15 protein-coding genes are annotated in these 18,095 nt (G+C 43.5%); 1 reads left to right on the top strand and 14 read right to left on the bottom strand.

Annotated elements, in window-relative coordinates; all coding sequences use genetic code 11:
- Positions 1-41: 41 nt before the first annotated feature.
- From C825_RS16415 to C825_RS16390, 6 genes are all read right to left on the bottom strand, one after another.
- The gene (locus C825_RS16415; RefSeq protein WP_010803267.1) at positions 42-2,534 is read right to left on the bottom strand and encodes a S9 family peptidase; all 2,493 of its coding nucleotides are present in this window, start codon (positions 2,532-2,534) and stop codon (positions 42-44) included.
- Positions 2,535-2,549: 15 nt separating this feature from the next.
- Entirely contained in the window at positions 2,550-3,143 is a 594-nt protein-coding gene (locus C825_RS16410) for a class I SAM-dependent methyltransferase (RefSeq protein WP_228100095.1), read from the bottom strand.
- The gene (gene ispE / locus C825_RS16405; protein WP_010803266.1) at positions 3,122-3,931 is read right to left on the bottom strand and encodes a 4-(cytidine 5'-diphospho)-2-C-methyl-D-erythritol kinase; all 810 of its coding nucleotides are present in this window, start codon (positions 3,929-3,931) and stop codon (positions 3,122-3,124) included. Before ispE ends, C825_RS16410 begins: the two co-directional genes overlap by 22 nt.
- 243 nt (positions 3,932-4,174) lie before the next feature.
- The gene (locus C825_RS16400; RefSeq protein ID WP_007656255.1) at positions 4,175-4,684 is read right to left on the bottom strand and encodes an RNA polymerase sigma factor; all 510 of its coding nucleotides are present in this window, start codon (positions 4,682-4,684) and stop codon (positions 4,175-4,177) included.
- Between the two features lie 417 nt (positions 4,685-5,101).
- Positions 5,102-6,538: an MFS transporter gene (locus C825_RS16395; RefSeq protein WP_010803265.1), complete on the bottom strand. Its 1,437-nt coding sequence runs from the start codon at positions 6,536-6,538 to the stop codon at positions 5,102-5,104.
- A gap of 24 nt (positions 6,539-6,562) precedes the next feature.
- A complete protein-coding gene (locus C825_RS16390; protein WP_010803264.1) occupies positions 6,563-7,870 on the bottom strand; it encodes a bifunctional folylpolyglutamate synthase/dihydrofolate synthase in 1,308 nt (435 codons plus the stop codon).
- Between the two features lie 80 nt (positions 7,871-7,950).
- On the opposite strand from C825_RS16390, the gene C825_RS16385 reads away from it, so the two are divergent.
- Positions 7,951-8,205: a TIGR03905 family TSCPD domain-containing protein gene (locus C825_RS16385; RefSeq protein WP_007656258.1), complete on the top strand. Its 255-nt coding sequence runs from the start codon at positions 7,951-7,953 to the stop codon at positions 8,203-8,205.
- 30 nt (positions 8,206-8,235) lie between these two features.
- Here C825_RS16385 and C825_RS16380 read toward each other — a convergent pair whose 3' ends face one another.
- From C825_RS16380 to pulA, 8 genes are read right to left on the bottom strand one after another with little or no spacing between them, the layout of a single operon-like run.
- The gene (locus C825_RS16380; RefSeq protein WP_010803263.1) at positions 8,236-9,978 is read right to left on the bottom strand and encodes an SUMF1/EgtB/PvdO family nonheme iron enzyme; all 1,743 of its coding nucleotides are present in this window, start codon (positions 9,976-9,978) and stop codon (positions 8,236-8,238) included.
- 5 nt (positions 9,979-9,983) lie between these two features.
- Entirely contained in the window at positions 9,984-10,667 is a 684-nt protein-coding gene (locus tag C825_RS16375; protein ID WP_010803262.1) for a response regulator transcription factor, read from the bottom strand.
- Between the two features lie 17 nt (positions 10,668-10,684).
- Positions 10,685-12,133: a sensor histidine kinase gene (locus tag C825_RS16370; RefSeq protein ID WP_010803261.1), complete on the bottom strand. Its 1,449-nt coding sequence runs from the start codon at positions 12,131-12,133 to the stop codon at positions 10,685-10,687.
- Positions 12,033-12,407: a DUF3307 domain-containing protein gene (locus C825_RS27735; RefSeq protein ID WP_081615947.1), complete on the bottom strand. Its 375-nt coding sequence runs from the start codon at positions 12,405-12,407 to the stop codon at positions 12,033-12,035. The genes C825_RS16370 and C825_RS27735 overlap by 101 nt, the downstream gene beginning before the upstream one ends.
- Positions 12,408-12,456: 49 nt before the next feature.
- Positions 12,457-13,509 (bottom strand): mechanosensitive ion channel family protein, encoded by a 1,053-nt coding sequence (locus C825_RS16365; RefSeq protein ID WP_007656263.1) that lies wholly within the window; start codon positions 13,507-13,509, stop codon positions 12,457-12,459.
- A 40-nt stretch (positions 13,510-13,549) separates the two neighbouring features.
- Positions 13,550-14,506 carry a YihY/virulence factor BrkB family protein gene (locus C825_RS16360; protein ID WP_010803260.1) on the bottom strand — a complete coding sequence of 319 codons (957 nt, stop codon included), beginning with the start codon at positions 14,504-14,506 and terminating at the stop codon, positions 13,550-13,552.
- Positions 14,507-14,518: 12 nt separating this feature from the next.
- Positions 14,519-15,961, bottom strand: coding sequence for an alpha-amylase (locus C825_RS16355; protein WP_010803259.1), 1,443 nt, complete (start codon positions 15,959-15,961; stop codon positions 14,519-14,521).
- A 60-nt stretch (positions 15,962-16,021) separates the two neighbouring features.
- Positions 16,022-17,989 (bottom strand): type I pullulanase, encoded by a 1,968-nt coding sequence (pulA, locus tag C825_RS16350; protein ID WP_010803258.1) that lies wholly within the window; start codon positions 17,987-17,989, stop codon positions 16,022-16,024.
- Positions 17,990-18,095: the final 106 nt, after the last annotated feature.

The raw sequence follows: 18,095 nt of genomic DNA, 5'->3' as shown, positions 1-18,095 counted from the left end.
GACCGTTAATCGGCACTCCCTTTCTTTCTTTGCAATTTTATTTATAATGTTCTTTCCGGATACAGGGCATCCCACCATTCCGGTTCATCTTTCAGCCATTTGGCAAACCAGGCAAAGATCGTGTTCTGCCATTCCAGGCGTTTTTTGTAATCAGCTACACCGTGGTTTTCTCCGTCAACCTGGATAAATTCCACTGTCTTGCCGAGTAGTTTCAATGCCAGAAACATCTGGATACTTTCTCCAACCGGAACATTAGTATCGGCATTGCCATGTAATAGCAATAACGGAGTTTTGATCTTGTCAGCGTTGAACAACGGGCTGTGTTTAGTGAAGAACTCGGGGTTATTCCAGGGATAAGTTCCGGTATTGGCTACCGAACAGTAACCATATCCCCAATATCCTTCTCCCCAATAACTGCTCAATGCACTGATACCGGCATGGCTGACAGCAGCAGCAAATAAATCGGTGCGGGTTTGCAGATATTGTGTCATAAACCCTCCGTAGCTGGCACCTGCACAACCGATCTTTTTAGGATTTACAAAGGAATGTTCTTTACAGAACAATTCTGTGCCGCGGATAATTTCATCGGCAGTCGGTTCTCCCCAGGCATTTACGTGGCGGGCAGCAAATTCTTGTCCGAATCCGGTTGTCCCGCTGGGATTGAGCGTATAGACTACATATCCCTGGGCGGCATACATATGCATGGAGTAGCTGAATTCCAAAGCACGGTTCGTCGGCGAAGTTCCTCCATAGTAATAGACGATCATCGGGTATTTTTTATCCGGATCGAAATTGGGCGGCAGGTAATAACGTCCCTGTATGGTTGTTCCGTCTTCTGCCGTAAAGTTCCAGTCATGAACTTCTCCAAGTTTAACATCTTTCAGTTTTTCAGCAGACAGGTCGTAAATCAGACGGTTCTTTCCACTTTTCAGGTCGTAAGCATACAAACGGTTTGCGTTTGAAGTACTTTGTCCGTAATAATACATTACCGGAGCTGTTTCTGCCAATGAGTAATTATAAACTACATCTTCAGAAGTATTGATCTGTTTGATTTTCCCGTTTGCCGGATTACAGGTATAGATACGCAGATAGTCCTGGTCTTCCGTCATCATATAAATCTGACCGTCGTATTTGTTCCAGAGTGCACCAGTTACATTCGGATTGAAATCCTTGGTTAGTGCCGTTGCTTTCCGGGTAGCCGGATCATACAAGAACAACTGGCCGTCGTATGTATTTGAGATTTGTCCTTCCCTGATATTTAAACCGATTCCACCGAAAGCATTTCCCGATCCGCTAACCAGTAATTGTTTTCCGTCGGGAGAGAAAGTTCCGCCGTTCACATATTTGGCATGTTCCCAAAGGGTATCGACTGCCATCGTTTGCAAGTCGAGTTTGTATAACGAGTTGCTGGAATGAGGTAGAGATGTATAATCCGTTTCACTGGTACTGAACAACAGGTAACGACTATCCGGGCTGACATCATTAATATATGTACTGTTATGTCCGAATGTCAGTTGTTCGTATAGTCCGGATTGCAGATCGTAGCGCCAAATGAAATAACGGTTACGGAATCCCGGCAGACGGTCGTTTGGTTCGAGGATACGGAGCATGTCAGGGCCATCCTTCGGACCTTCCTCCTGTATGGTGAAGAGGAGTGTCTTTTCATCCGGGGTAAAGTTGAAGCTACCTTCCGGCAGGTTATCTGCCAGTATCTCTTCCTGCATGTTGGCCGGATCGACTGTCACCAGTTCCTTTCCATTCATGCCGGTACGGGTGAAATACATTTTATTACTGGTCGGCATCCAGCTGGCACTCATGATAAATCCTTTATCCTGCAAAAGGATACGTCCGCTGGCGGCTTCACGCAATTGAGCGTATGATTCGCTTTTACCACCTTCCAGGCGTGTATAATATTTCACTAATACATATTTGCCGTTGGGAGACAGGCTGACACCACGAAAGTTTGTTCCTTCCAGAATATCCCGTGAGGTATATCTTTTATCCGGATTAAGTGAAGCAACGACTTTCGCTTCTTCCTTACTTTTATAGATTGCCTTTAATGTAGGCGGACAGGTATCGCTGTCGGCTGTCAGGTATTTCACAACCACTTCATACCGGTGCGGTTCCATTGTCAGTTCAGAAGTTGCACTCACCGGTTTGTTATTTACATACACATCGAAAGAACCGGGTCCGGAAACTTCTAAAGTTCCTTTGGTATAACGGTCACTGTTCAGATAAAAGGAGAAAAGATGCAGGGCATATCCTTTTTCCGGAGCCTGAAAACTGATAATTCCAGCTGTATCTGCATCCAGAATGGTCGCGTTGGCGAATGCTTTGTCGAAAGGAACTGTCGATTTCAACAGATTTTTGATCTCGAAAGGTTTTCCGTTTACATTCAGGCTGTCTGCCATGATCGGTTTATTAACCGGAACAGGACCGGTATGCAGAAATTGCATCACTTTTATATCTTCTGCTGCCTGTAGAGTAAAGGCGGAGAGAAGTAATGCAGAAAGTAAATAGGTACATTTATTCATGTTATCTTGTATTAATTAATAGCGAATTCCGCTGACCATATAAAGTTCGTCGGTATCTTCCATTGCCTCGATATGAAAATAAGGTTCCATTAAGGCGGCAACTTCCCTGGCTGTAGGCAGGCCGAACGATATTTTGTTAGCTTGTTTATTGTGATGTCCGTTTATGTTTTCCCTCCCTTCGCTGTGACAGATCACAAGTTCGCCTCCCGGGATAAGTAATTCTGCCAGATGGCCGATTACCTTATCCGGATGTTCGAAATGAGGAAAAACACTATAGGCAATAATAAAATCGAACTGTTCGTCTTTCAGTTCCATAACATCTATGCAACGGAAATCGACTATCGGGGTAGCATATTTGTTTTGTGCTGCTTCAATCATCCGTGGCGAAATGTCTATTCCTGTGATATGGGCTGGTGAATAAGTTAACAGATACTGTTCGAGTACACCAGTTCCGCATCCGACATCCAATATGCGAAGTCCTTTGTGCAGAGTGGTCTGTTCCAGTATCTGATTGATTTTTTCTGGTGCATGATAGCAAAGTTCGTCCCAGCGATCTGCTAATGCATCAAAGAAACCGGCTATAACATTCATGGTAATTGTCCCTCCCATACAAAACAATCGGTGAATTGCTCTTTGAACTGAGTCGGTGCTTCGAACAATCCGAATACGGAGGAACCTGACCCCGACATAGAAGCGTAGACAGCTCCTGCCTGATAGAGTGTTTCTTTGATCCGGCCGATAACCGGATGTTTGCTGAAGACGCTTTTTTCGAAATCATTTATCATTAAGTTTTTCCATTCGGAAACCGGTTTGTTTATAATCTCTTTTAGTGAGATTGCCGGAACTTTCGGGGTGACTAATGAATAGGCCTCCGGAGTGGAAACGGCTACATCCGGTTTTATCAGGCAGAAATGATAGCCTTTTAATGATAATTCGACTGGTTCGAATATATTCCCTGTTCCGGTAGCGAATACAGGTGTATTGCGGATAAAGAACGGACAGTCAGCACCGATGGAAGCTGCAATTTTTTCCAGTTCGTCTGCGTGGATATCCAGTTTGCAGAAATCATTCAGCAGTTTCAGCATGAAAGCGGCATCAGCCGATCCTCCACCCAGTCCGGCTCCGAAAGGGATCGCTTTAAGGAGATGGATTTCCAGAGACGGTATTTCATATTGTGTTTTCAGCAGGTTCAGTGCTTTTATCACAAGGTTTTTTTCCATGGGAGCATCCACCTGTATTCCTGTCTGGGTGAAAGATAGTTTTTCTGCATTCACTATTTCAAGTGCATCTTTCACAGGGATAGGATAGAACACAGTCTCGATGTTATGATAACCGTCTGTCCGTTTACTAACAACGTTTAGTCCCAGGTTTATTTTGGCATTAGGAAAACAAATCATAGAATAGATCCTTTAAATTATGTTTTTTAGACAAACGTAGGCAAAATAATTAGGATAAACAAACGTAACGTATAGCTTGTATAATCGAAGCTGTCATAAATCTAAAGAAAAGAACTTATTTATTTTTCAAATAAATAGTTGTCATGTAATTTATCGGTAACTAACATTTGTTTGAAAATAGCAAAAGCGACTACCAAATGAATAGTAGTCGCTTTTATGTTATACTGGGAAAGGGAAGAGGGATTACATATTTTGGAAGTCCTTTAACCTTTTCTGTAATTCTTGACGAGCAAAGAAGATACGACTCTTCACAGTTCCTAAGGGCACATTTAGTTTTTCTGCTATTTCGTTATACTTATAGCCACTTAAAAACATAGAGAAGGGAACCTTCAGATCATCGTTCAAGCCGTTGATCGCTTTAGTGATCTCTTTGATTTGATATGCTTTATCCGGTGAATCAAATCCGGAATCATTGACAACATCCAGATTATATAAATCTGCACTTGAGTCAACAACTGTCTGTACACGTACAATCTTATGATAATTGTTTATGAAAATATTACGCATGACAGTTAAAACCCATCCTTTGAAATTAACGTTGTCAACGAATTTATCCTGATTATCTAGTACCTTTAATGTAGTATCCTGTAGCAAATCCTGAGCATCGTCCCGGTTTGCAGTGAGCATAAGTGCAAAATTCATCATGTTTTCTTGCAAGCTCAATAATTTTTGTTGAAATTGTATCCCATTCATATTACTTACTTTTTGAATGTTTATTGTCGGTTATGTGCTGTATTTCAATACTGAAGCACAATACAAAAATATGTAATTTAAATCAATGAAACTAATTCTTTGCATAATATTAATACTTAACACTCAATCTTAATATTTATAGGCTAAAAGTGTCTGATACTGAGTAGGATTTACAAGTTTTCAGCTTGTATATGTCTAACATATACAAGTTCGGTGTTGATTTATTCAACAAGAGATAAAATAAACCTTGAGCAATCGATACGAATATGGAAAATTGTCGGATAAGAATAGTAGTTATCATTAAAAGAAACAGGAGTTGACCGGATGCAGCTTTTTATAAATAAAGAGAACGGTGTCAGTAAATCACATAAATTACTGACACCGTTCTCCTTATGATTGTCTTTTTATATAATGAATTTATCTTTGACCTTCACCAATCATTTCTTCAGCCAGATATTTATCTGCATCTTTTTGGATATTGGGTAATTCCAAACCGTAACCTTTTATACGGTCTTCTCTTTTCAGGAGATATGAAATGAGAAGTGCAAGTATACCAAAACAGGTAAAGATAATCATTGGAATGGTATAATCGTAAGTCGGTTTTTCATTGACATAACCGGTTATGCAGTATTTATCGAGTACTTTACCTATGAGGTAAGGCACACCCATTAATCCCCAGTTTTGTACCCAAAAAATAAGGGCATATGCTGTTCCTAACTTATTTTCCGGAATAATTTTCGGAACAGAAGGCCACATAGCTGAAGGTACAAGCGAGAAAGCAATTCCTAACAGGATAACCAGTACAAGTGCTATCAACCAATTATCCAGGAATGGTAAAGAGAATGTGAAATGAATGCATACAAGCATGATTGCACCGATCATCATGATGGTGGCACCTTTTCCTTTCCGGTCGTACAGGTTGCCGAAGAATGGAGTCAGCAGGATAGTACCAAACGGCAGGATCGAAGGGATGATTCCGGAAAGAGTAGGTTCAATACCGAATTTATTAATCATCAGGCTGGGTGCGTATTTAAGAAACGGGAATACGGCGGAATAGAACAATACGCATAAAAGGGCGACATACCAAAAGCCTTTAAGGGTAATAATATCCAGGATATCTTTGGCACGGAAAGGAGCTTCTTCCTCTTCTTCACCTTCGTCGAGAATTTCCTGATCCCGTTTTTTATCCATTACAACGAATACGATGAATGACAGGAATCCGATGCATAATAAGATTAGTCCGATAAAAATAGGTATACTGATAGAATTATTGAAAGCTCGGCTCAGAATAGGCGTTATACCGATTGCCAAACCTGTTCCGATACGGGCACACGCCATTTCAAGTCCCATTGCTAATGCCATTTCCTTACCTTTAAACCATTTGACAATGATTTTCGATACGGTTATACCGGCAATCTCGATGCCTACGCCAAAGAGTGCATAACCTAAAGAGGCTATGAGTAGAGGATATCCCCATTCGGTTCCGAAGATTGAAACTGTTTCACCACCGAAATCATGAGAGATACCGAACCATTTAATGAAAACACCGACCAGCATGATACCAGTGGCCATTAAACCGGTGAAACGTACTCCCATCTTATCAAGGATCATACCACCGAAAATAAGCATTAACAGGAATACATTGAACCAGCCGTATGCACTTGTAAATTTACCGTAGTCATCGCCACTCCATCCAAGGCCGCCGCTCATAACGGGGGTTTGTAATAAATCCTGAAGCGGAGCCATCATATCCGTGATGAAGTAACCGCAAAGCATTGTAAATGCAACGAGTGCCAAAACCGACCATCGTGCCGTTTTGGATTCGCTCAATTTCATTTGAATTTGTTTTACCATGATATTTGTTTTTATTAAGTTGTATTATTTGTCTTCTTTCATGAAAAGGGGGAGGGCATCGGCTACGATGAATGTGCTTCCTCCGATAAAGATCGTATCTTCTTCGCCGGCTCTGGCTAACGCCCGTTCAACAGCAATGGCGACGGAGTCGCATGTGACGCCGCTAAGGCCGTGCATCATACCCATGGCGGCAATTTCGGCTGCCGGCATTGCCCGTGGAACGGATGCCTGTGTAAAAAAGTAGAAAGCATCCTGGGGCATCAGGTCCAGCACACCGTTAATATCTTTGTCGTTTACCATGCCGATGATCATATAAGTATGGTGGGAACGCTTCATTACTTCTTTCAGCTGCATGTTCAGATATTGCCATCCGCCGGTGTTGTGGCCTGTATCGCATATCACTTTCGGTTTTTCCTGCAAAACCTGCCAGCGTCCCATTAGTCCGGTGAATTCAACGACATGCTCGAATCCTTCGCGTACAGCTTCCTGAGGTATATCGATTCCCTGAGTGTAAAGCAGATTGAGAGCAGCCAATACGGTTTTGGCATTTCTTACTTGTGCCACTCCGCCCAGTTCACCGAATAGTTGTCCGTACTCGACGGAATCGAAATACCATTCGCCGGTATCCATCAGATATGATTCGTTTAGCAGGTCTGCCTGTGAAGCAAAATAAACCAGTGTCTCATTCCTGTGAGCTGCATCGGCAAATACCTGTGCAACGCTTTGGGTATATATTTCACCTACCAGTGCCGGAACTTTGGGTTTGATGATCCCTGCTTTTTCAAAGGCGATCTTTTCTACCGTATCGCCCAGGAACTGGGTATGGTCGAGACTGATATTCGTGATAATACTCAGGATAGGAGTGATAATGTTGGTACTATCCAACCGACCGCCCATGCCTACTTCAATAATGGCAAAATCAACTTCTTCAGCACGGAAATAATCGAAAGCCATGGTAGAAGTCAGTTCGAAGAAGGAAGGGTGAAGTGGTTCGAAAGTGGTGCGATGGCGCTCTACAAAATCTATTACATATTCTTTGGGTATCATTTTACCGTTGACACGGATGCGTTCACGGAAATCGATCAGGTGGGGAGATGTGAAAAGTCCGACTTTATATCCCGCCTGATGAAGGATCGCTGCCAGTAAATGACTGACGGAACCTTTTCCGTTTGTCCCTGCTACGTGGATTGTTTTATAGGCTTTATGGGGATTCTCCAGATAGTTGTCCAATGCAATACTGGTGTCCAGTCCCGGCTTGTAAGCGGATGCTCCGCTGTGCTGAAATACCGGAATGCTTGTATATAGATAGTGAAGCGTTTCTTCGTAAGTCATGCTGTTAGTTTTTTATAATTGGCAAAAGTACTTAATTTTATTTATACCTTTGCACCCCGTGAATATAAAAGTACAAAGAGATGAGTAAACAACGTATAGCTTACACTCCTATAGGTGGGGTATGTTCTAAAATGATGATTGTTGAGGCTGAAGACAATATGATTACCGGAGTTCAGATTGTGGGCGGATGCCAAGGAAACACACAAGGTTTATCAAAATTACTGGTCGGTATGGAAGTACAGGACGCCATACAACGATTGGAGGGCATCGATTGCCGTGAACGGGGTACCTCTTGCCCGGACCAACTGGCACAGGCTCTAAAGAAATTGAGTTGAACCCTGCTGCCAGGTTTTATTTCCGACGGATTAAGGGATATCTTTCACGATCCTGAATCCGTTGTTGAAATGTTTACTTCCCGGGTAAATATAATAATGACAGGTAGGACGGCAGCTCGCCCGTTCGTTGAACCAGGTGCCTCCCCGTACGACAGCATATAGTTTGCCATCCTTTTCAAAACTGTCGGAACACCATTCCCATACATTTCCACTCATATCATGGATGCCCAGTTCATTCGGTTTCTTCATGCCGACCGGATGCGGTTTGCCTTCCGAGTTTCCGGCATACCATCCCAGACTGTCGAGTTCCATTCCCCCGCTGTATAGATGATCGCGTTTACCGTATAATCCGCCGCGGGCAGCGTATTCCCATTCTTCTTCTGTGGGCAGACGTCCGCCCGCCCATTGACAATAAGCCTGTGCTCCGTACCAGGTAATATAAATGGCCGGGTGTGCTTCATAACCGTGGATCGGTTTCCCTTGTCCGATGCCCCAGTTACATTCATAATATAAGGGTTGTCCTGCATCCGGCCCTTCTTTTACCACCTGACTTCCGTAGGCTTTCAAAAAAGCGGCAAACTGGAAATTGGTTATTTCGTATTTGCTGATGGAGAAGCTTTTAACCGTTACTTTATGGGGTGGATTATTGTCTTCTTTATAGGTCGATCCCATTATAAATGTACTGCCTTTCACTTCAATCATTTCCGGATTGATATTGGTCGACAGCCATTTGCGAAATTCTATATCTTTTATTCGTTTCCGGGCTTCTTCGCGATCTTCCTCCCTGACATCACTTTCGATGAATTTGTTGAGGTAGGAGATGGATATGTCGTATGCTTCATCCCCTTTTAGCGGGAGCAGGCGTTCGTACATCGTTGACAGGGCAATATATCCGTCGGTTCGTTCCGGGTCCAGGCGCACTCCCTGTTCATATAGTTTATATGCTTCTTCCGTATATTTATTGATTTGAATAGCACTGCCGCTTAATGATAGCAGGTTGTCTGCCTGCCGGATACAGTCATCTGCATAGGGATTGATCTGGTTACTGATGAGGCGGGCGAATTTCGTCTTTTTCATCTCTACCGGGATCAGGCGATAGAACTGACGTAATGAGTCCGGCGATAACTTTTTCATGATACGGGTAAGGAGGAACTGGCCGGCATATTTGTCCATATTATGCTCAATAAATGAAATACGGATGGAATCCCGTTCTTGCTGGGCTATACGTAACTTCAAGTCAGTCTGGGGTTCGAAAGTTTTGGCAGCCATTTCTTTCTTGATAGATTCTAAGGCAGCTTTTGCCATTTTCTTATTACCAAGACGTTTGTCTTTTTTTGCCCTCAAATCATGTAAATACATGGAAATAATGTTGAGGCTATCTATTCTTTGGTTAACCAGGCTGGTTTTATTTAAATAATCTGTATATCCCATATGTGTTTCAGCTCCCCTGTATTTGAGATTGTGCGGGAAGTCGGAGAGGTTACCTTGGATGTATAGAGTATCTTTATCAATCAGGAGGTCACAGTAATAAAATTCATCTTCAATAGTTGTACATAACCATAAATGCTGAGGAATATCCGATAAGGTTCCTCTCATTTGGAAAGCATCTTTTTCGATTCGCATGGAGTTGATGATCCGCTGGTTATCGAATTGTTTCAGAAAGAAGACAGTACCGTCTTTTACGCCTGTTATATGCGCTTGTATTACGTACCGGTCGTTTGCTGTTAGCCATGAGGTACAGCAGAGAAGTAACAAGCTTATCAGTATTTTCATATTCATTAGTCAATAATAAGTTTGTAACCGATTCCCCGTACATTCAGTATCTTTATACTGGGATCGTCCGATAATTTATGACGCAGCTTTGTAATGAAAACATGAAGGCTGCGGGCATTAAAGAAAGAGTCGTCGCCCCAAAGGTCGAGCAGGACATCTTTCATCGGTAATACATGATCCTTGTTTTCGCAAAGACGTTTGAGTATTTCCGACTCGCGGTTGCTTAACAGTTGCTTTTCTCCACAATATTGCAGGGTTTGCGTGATGGAGTCGAATGTGTATTGTCCGAGGCTGAAGGTCGACTTTTCTTCTTTACGGACCGTGATCTTATTCAGCAGGGCTTTGATACGGATGATCAGCTCGGCCATGCCGAAGGGCTTTTTGAGATAATCGTTACCGCCCAGTTCGAAACCTTCGACCACATCATTCGCTGCTGAACGGGCCGAAAGGAAAAGGACAGGGATCTGGCTGTCGGTCTTGCGGATATGACGTATCAGGGTGAAGCCGTCTATCTTCGGCATCATGATATCTGTTACAATGATATCCGGTTTTACTTCTTTGTAAAGAGCCAGGCCTTCTTCGCCGTCGGCAGCCAACACGATGTCGAACTCTTCACCATCCAATGTATCTTTGATGATCATTGCAAGGGTCGGTTCGTCTTCAACCAGTAATACTTTTATCTTTGCCATAGTCTTTCTTTTCTTTTTCAGTTTTTAAAATGGAGGGTAAATGTGGTTCCTTTGCCCGGTTGGCTTTTTACAGATACCGATCCTCCGTGTTTGCTCATCATGTCCTTTACGTAATAGAGTCCCAGACCGAATCCTTTTACATTATGCAGGTTACCGCTGGGTACCCGGTAGAACTTATCGAATATATGTGGCAGGCTGGCTTCACTGATACCGATTCCGTTGTCGGTAACGGAGATACGGATCCCGTTTGCCTGTGTCTCTGCCTGTATGGAGATATCACAAGGTTTGTCTCCCGAATATTTCACTGCATTATCGATCAGGTTTCCCAACATATTATAGAAATGCGTACGGTCTGCAAATACTGCAATGTTGTCCGGGATATTTACGGTGAAGTTGACAGGCTTACCGGCCTTCAACTTGTGTTGTTCAATGAGCGGGGGAATGATATCCGTGATAGGAATCGATTCCTGCTTCAGACGGAATGTATTACGATTCTCTACCGAAAGCGTAAGGATCTGTTCGACCAGGCCGCTTAGCTGGGTCAGTTGTTCACGGATAATTCCGAGGTATTTCTTTTGTTTCTCGTTGGCGTTGTTGTCGTAATTGAGTAATACGTCGTTGGCCGCGTAAGCAACGGAGATCGGCGTTTTCAGTTCGTGTGTCATATTGTTGGTGAAGTCCGTTTTCAATTCTTCTACGGTCTTTTGCCGGAGAATAGTATGTATCAGATAGATGAAAGCTATCAGGATCAGGATCACGAGCAGGAGGGAGGAGATGAGTATTCCTGCCATTTGTTTGAATATCAGTTGAAAAGGAGTTTTTAATGTTAACCGGTAATATTGCTCCGATTGTGTAGAGATCGGATAGTTGAATTGGGAGGCTTTATCCCAGTTCTCTGTCGCAATAACAGAGTCGGTGGACTGGATGCTCATTACTACCTTCGGCAAGCTGTCGACCAATTGTACGACTTCCAGCTTGTGAGGTACAAAAATATCATGCTGTTTGAGTTCTATGGAAAGGAGGCTGTCGTATTTATTATAGTTGACTGGCATGAGTGAATCTATTTTCATGTGGAGGGCTTGTTGTATTTGCCCTTCCAGGTCGGTAAGCAAACTAAGATATTCATTCAGCGATTTAGATATATCCTCATTTTTGAATGGATTCTTATCCGTATGGACGGCAAAAGTATCCATCATCCCTACTTTTTCAGTTTCTTCATCCTCTTCTTTTGAAAAGGTAAAACTTTGACTTATCTCTCCATGGGTATCTCCTTGGGTTAGTTCGTCGATGCGGATAAATATTTCCTTATAATCAGCCATACGCATAGCTTCCTCTATGTTGCCATTGATTTGCATCCAGGTCGAGTCATACAATCCTTTCAGCCAGTATCCCTGCGAGAACAACAGCGCCGCTAGTGATATACTGATCAAAGTGGCTATAATCTTGAAGCTTAATTTTGTTTTCATGTCTAAAATCTCTTCTTTCAGACAAAAGTAATGGATAAGTTTGGGAGTTTCGGGGGTATGATAAGACTAAATAACACTTCCCGGATGAGTAGAAAGCCAGTACCAGGATGTGTAAGACCTGATCTATGATAAATGAATATAGTTTCTCTTTCTGAGTGATTTTCCATAAGTCGATGGCGAAATGTGTTATGAAAATAACAACCTGTTTGGGTTGATTTTTGGAAAACAACCGGAATAGGTTGATTCTTGTTGAAACGATGAATTTAGATATCACTTATTTTTAGGTGCAAGATATTTAAGAGTATCTTGCACCTACTTTGAGTTTATTCAATTTCATCTTTCTGTATATAAACCGTTTGGGTCGGGAAGGCAAATTCGAGACCTGCTTTATTGAAGGAGGACAGTATCTCCATGTTCATGTTGGAAGTTACACCTAATATGTCTCCCTGCTTTTCAATGAAATAAATATACATGATAACCAATGCTGAATCCGCATAATTTGTGAAAACGGCAGTAGTATCCGAAGGGTTGGAAGATACGTTTTCGACTCTTTCGGGAATGGCTTTCAATATATCCAATGCCTCTTTCATTTTTTCAGGTGTCGTGTCGTATGTCAGTCCGAGATTTAAAACTACGCGGCGCTTCGGTTCGGAAGATATATTGATGATGTTGGCATCAGTGATCTTATAATTCGGAAAAGTGATGATACGTTTGTCATAGTCCATAATCTTCGTACTTCGGGCACCCACATCGATCACAGTCCCTTCGAAGCTGTCTACACGGATCGTATCACCGATATTGAACGGCTTGTCTGTAAAAATAGTGAAAGCACCGAAAATATTTTTCACCGTATCCTGTGCTGCCAGGGCGAATGCAATACCACCGATACCCAACGTACCTAACAGGGCACTGATATTCACCCCGATATTACTCAACGCCATCACAATACCGATGATCCAGACGAGAACAAGTGCTGTTCGTTTGATGATCGGCATCATTTTGTGGGTCTGCCCGGTCGAATCTTTTCTCAGGTAGATCTCAAGCAGGCCACCAATCAGGCGGGCAAAGACCCAGGTGATATCCAGAACGATCAGGATACGGTAAGCATTGTCGATCGTCTTCACGAAATTGTCCGGATATACCAGCCGGTGGATCGCGATCCAGATACCCAACAGCATAACGGCAAACTTTATGGGTGATTCGAGGGAATAATAAATAACATTATCCAGATGGTTTGGCGTACGGGTGATGAAAGGCTTAAGCACTTTCCTGCTGAACAACGAGATCAGCTTGACAACTACAACAGCTCCTACAATAATAAGGATGGAGATACCCCAGCTTTCCAGCGTATTCCCCCATAATTCATATTCTAACATATTCTTATACTATTTAAAAATGAAACATTTCTATTGATATCTATAATCTATTCTTTTTTAATTCACCTGCAGGTTCTCCTGAAGGTATCTCTATCGTTTTGGTCGCTACTGCATATTCATCAGGAAAAATTTTTCCACCCATTTCGTTGGCCCACGCTTTGGTGAACTCTGCGCCGGTATAGATAATGATGGCGGAATAATAAATCCAGGTGATGGTCACGGCCATGAATGCAGCCGCTCCGTAAACGGTTCCGACATTTGCAAATCCGATATAGAGCGATATTCCCCACTGTCCCGCCAACAGGAGCAAGGTCGTTACGAATGCGCCGATAAAGATATCCTTGCTTTTTATTTTTGCATCCGGCAACATCTTGAATATTAGTGTAAATATAGTAGTGGTCACACCTATATTCAATAAAACGCCTACTGTCTTGACCAGCGACTTCGCCACGTCCGGATAATTGCTGATGAAACGTGCGCTGAGTTCCGAAATAATATTGGAAATAGCGAACGTAACGAGTAGGATAAATGCAAAAATAAGAATGATCGAGAAGGAGAGTAGCCTGTTCTTCAGATACTTCAACCAGCTTTTCTTCGGAACAGCCTTGATCCCCCAGATCGTATTCAGCGAACTTTGTATTTCTGCAAAAATGGTAGTCGCACCGAAAATGGAAACTCCCAGGCTGACGATGCTGGCAAATGCGGATGAGTCGGTCCGGGCTGCATTCTCAATAATGCCACGAAGCGTCTCGACTACCTCTTTTCCCAGGATCGGCTCCAACTGCACATATAGTTGATGGGTTAAATCCATGTGGATAAACACTCCTATGGTAATTAAAAGAGAAAGAAAGGGAATGATAGAGAACAAAGTGGCATATGCCAACGAGGCACTTAACCGAAGTACGCTGTCATCCATAAATCCCCGAACCATATCCATGATGATTTTAACCAGTAAGGACAGGGTGAGTTTCTTTTTACTTTTCGATATGTTATCCATAATGCAGCAGGCTTATTTCTTGATCCAAACCGCCAGGTTCCGTCCTTGCACAGAAAACTCTCCGTTACCTTCTTCATCCAGCGTAACTTCTTCCGGGATGCTTCCGGTTATTTCATGCCATACTTCACCCTGATACTCTTTCCCCAGGCTCATCGTTTTACTGCCGGCTTCATCGTTCGACATTAGGAATACCAGGCCGGAACCAGGGTGTTCTTCATCACCTGTGCGCACAAACCCAACGGTCGACGGATGGTCAAAATAGTCGATCTGGTCGCCGTAGGCGTATTTACGTCTTGCATCCAACAGGATATCGATGATTTGGGTATGAGGAGATTTCTCTCCTTTAATACCGTAGTAGTCACCATAGAACAGGCATGGATAGCCGTTTTTCATCAGGAAGATCAGTCCGTAAGCTAACGGTTTGAACCAATCCTCGATCTGTGATTCCAGAGAACTTCCGTGTTGCGAATCATGGTTATCTACGAAAGTGACGGCTAATTCACAATGATGTTCGACCAAAGTATTTTTGAGAATATTCTGCAGGTCGTAATCTTTTCCTTCCTGTGATGCCTGAAACATATTATAATGTAGGGGCACATCGAACAAGTTGACTTTATGGCCGACAGCTTCCACATAGTTGTCCAGCGTTTCCATATCCCCGTTCCAGTATTCGCCGACAGCGTAGAAGTCATCGCCTTTCTCGCTTCGTACGGCATCGAGGAACTGGGCGATAAATTGATCTTTCATATGTTTGATAGCGTCCAGGCGCATGCCGTCGAGGTTCAGTTCGGAGGAGACCCATTTTCCCCATCGGTTCAATTCGGCGATCACTTCCGGATGGTCGAGGTCGAGGTCGTTGCACAGCAGGAAATCGTAATTACCATTCTCGCCGTCTACTCCGTCGCTCCATGCTTTCCCTTCACCCTGAATCTGGAAGATGCCGCTACGCTTCTGTGCATCGTCGAAGCCTGTACCGGAGAAATGATACCAATGCCATTTGAAATCGGAATATTTATCTTTACGACCATGAAAACTGTAACCGGTCCACCCCTGTATCTCGAACGGTTCGCCCAATACTTTGTTTCTTTGGTTTGGGTCGACTTCCACAACCATGAACTTTTCGGTGAAGTCACCGCCTGCTTTATGGTTCAATACCACATCGAGGTAGACTGAAATATGATTTTTATGCAGTTCGTCGATCATTTCTTTCAGTTCGTCTTTTGTGCCGTATTTTGTTCGTACGGTCCCTTTCTGTTCAAATTCCCCCAGGTCGTATAAGTCATAGGTAGCATAACCTTCATCCTGTTGTTCGTCTGCTTTGTATGCCGGTGGAATCCATACAGCCGTCACACCGATGTCATGCAAGTGCGCAGCCTCTTCCTTTAATTGCTTCCACAGTTTCCCGTCATTGGGGAGATTCCATTCAAAATACTGCATCATTACACCATTTTCCATAATCTTTCTTTTTTTATTTGTTTTGTATTTAAATTGATTTGATAAAATTCTATGAATCGTTTATTGCCGATAGAGTATAAGAGCCGATGAAGCTGCAATCTTTACACTTCCTCCCGGTAAACGATCTTTGCCCTCCGGGTCGATCTGTCCGTTGCGGCAAACAACATTCCATTCGCCTTCGGGAATGCCGATCTCTACTTCATGGCGATTGCCATTGTAAGCGACAAGGATTTCTTTCCATTCATCGTTATTGGCATATTCTCCCAGCGTATAGGCTATTACTCCCGAATCACCGGTGTCCATAAAACGAAGCCATTGTTGCAGACCTTCGACTGTGGGAATGCGGAAAGCCGGGTGCGCCTTACGGAGTGCGATCAACCCTCTGATAAAGTCGAATACCTCCCGGTTTTTAGCTTTTAACGACCAGTCGATCCGGTTGATGGAATCGGGTGATTTGTAACTGTTCGGTTCCCCTTGTTTATCCTGCATGATCTCTTCACCGCTGCGGATGAAAGGGATTCCCTGTGCTGTCAGTAACACGGTATGCACTAGTTTGTCGATCGGGATGAGTTCATCCGCCGCATGGTCGCCTTGAACGGATAATTTCAGCTTGTCGACCAGCGTATAACCGTCGTGGCAGGAGACGAAATTGATCATTTGCGAAGGAGCACCTGCATAAGGTGCATTGCAATAGAGCAATCCGCCATAGTCGACTTGCGGATGATCGGTTCCGCCGACGATACCATACTTGACCGGTTCGAAATGACCGTTGATATTTCCGGAAGCATAACCGGGCTCCTGTTCGTCGAAGGTACTGCCTTTCAACCCGTCACGAAATTCATCGTTGAATACGCCGATACCTTCCATCTGCCCGACATTTTCTTTTACTGCCCGTTGTTCGAAGGGGAGGGGCGAGTCGGCTGCTACCCAGCCTTCGCCGTATACGAAGATGGTCGGATCGATCTCCAGGAGTCCACTTCTCAAGTGGTTCATCGTCTCGATATCATGTATGCCCATCAGGTCGAAACGGAAGCCGTCGATATGATATTCCCTGGCCCAGAATTTGACCGATTCGATGATATAATGCCTCACCATTTCGCGTTCCGAGGCCGTCTCGTTTCCGCAACCGGAAGCGTTGGAATAAGAACCGTCGGCGTTTTGCCGGTAAAAATATCCAGGGACAGTCAGGTCGAAATTCGAATGGTCGGTCGATGCCGTGTGGTTATAGACCACATCGAGTACAATGCGGAAACCGTTTTGATGTAGGCTTTTCACCATCTCTTTAAATTCGCGGATACGGACGACCGGATTGGCCGGATCTGTAGAATAACTTCCATCGGGAACATTGTAATTCTTAGGGTCATATCCCCAGTTGTAATGATTCTCGTCCAGTTTTGTTTCATCTACAGTGGCAAAATCGAACGAAGGTAGGATATGGATATGAGTTACACCGAGCTCTTTCAAATGATCCAAACCGGTAGCTTCTCCTTCGGGAGTTTTTGTCCCTGTCTCCGTCAGAGCCAGAAACTTTCCTTTATTCTCTATTCCTGAATCAGGCGCAATACTGAAATCCCGGTGATGCAACTCGTAAAGAATAATGTCGGAATACATTTTCAGTTCCGGCGACCGGTCCGATTCCCAACCTTCCGGATTCGTTTCATTCCAATCGATCACAGCGGCACGGTTCCCATTGATACCGACGGCTTTTGCCCAGATACCGGGTGTTTCGTTCAACCATTTTCCGTTTTTCTCTATCTGAAAGGTGTAGAAAGAACCTTTCAGGTCACGGTCGATATGGATTCGCCAGGTTCCATAGCCGGCTTTTTCCATTTCTACCTGTTCTTCCGGGTCGCCTCCCTCACCGGACGCATACAGGTTCAGCCGGACACGGTCCGCAGACGGTGCCCATAAAGTGAAAACAGATTGTTCGGGTGTATAAACCAGTTCCAGGTCACTCCCATAATAAGACGGATACTTGTCATACGAATCCAATCGTTCCGTAGACGGATGATCTGTTAAAGTCTCCATATATATAAATTTAATATTAATACTGCCTAAACTATACTGTTTTAGCTGAATAGAATCTACTTATTCCCTCGACTTTTTAAAAACAATTGAAAGATTAAAATGTCCG

The sequence above is a fragment of the Parabacteroides sp. ASF519 genome, assembly GCF_000364265.2.
GTDB lineage: Bacteria > Bacteroidota > Bacteroidia > Bacteroidales > Tannerellaceae > Parabacteroides > Parabacteroides goldsteinii.
Note: the sequence above shows the minus strand (reverse complement) of the source record. Positions and strands in the feature narration are given on the sequence as shown.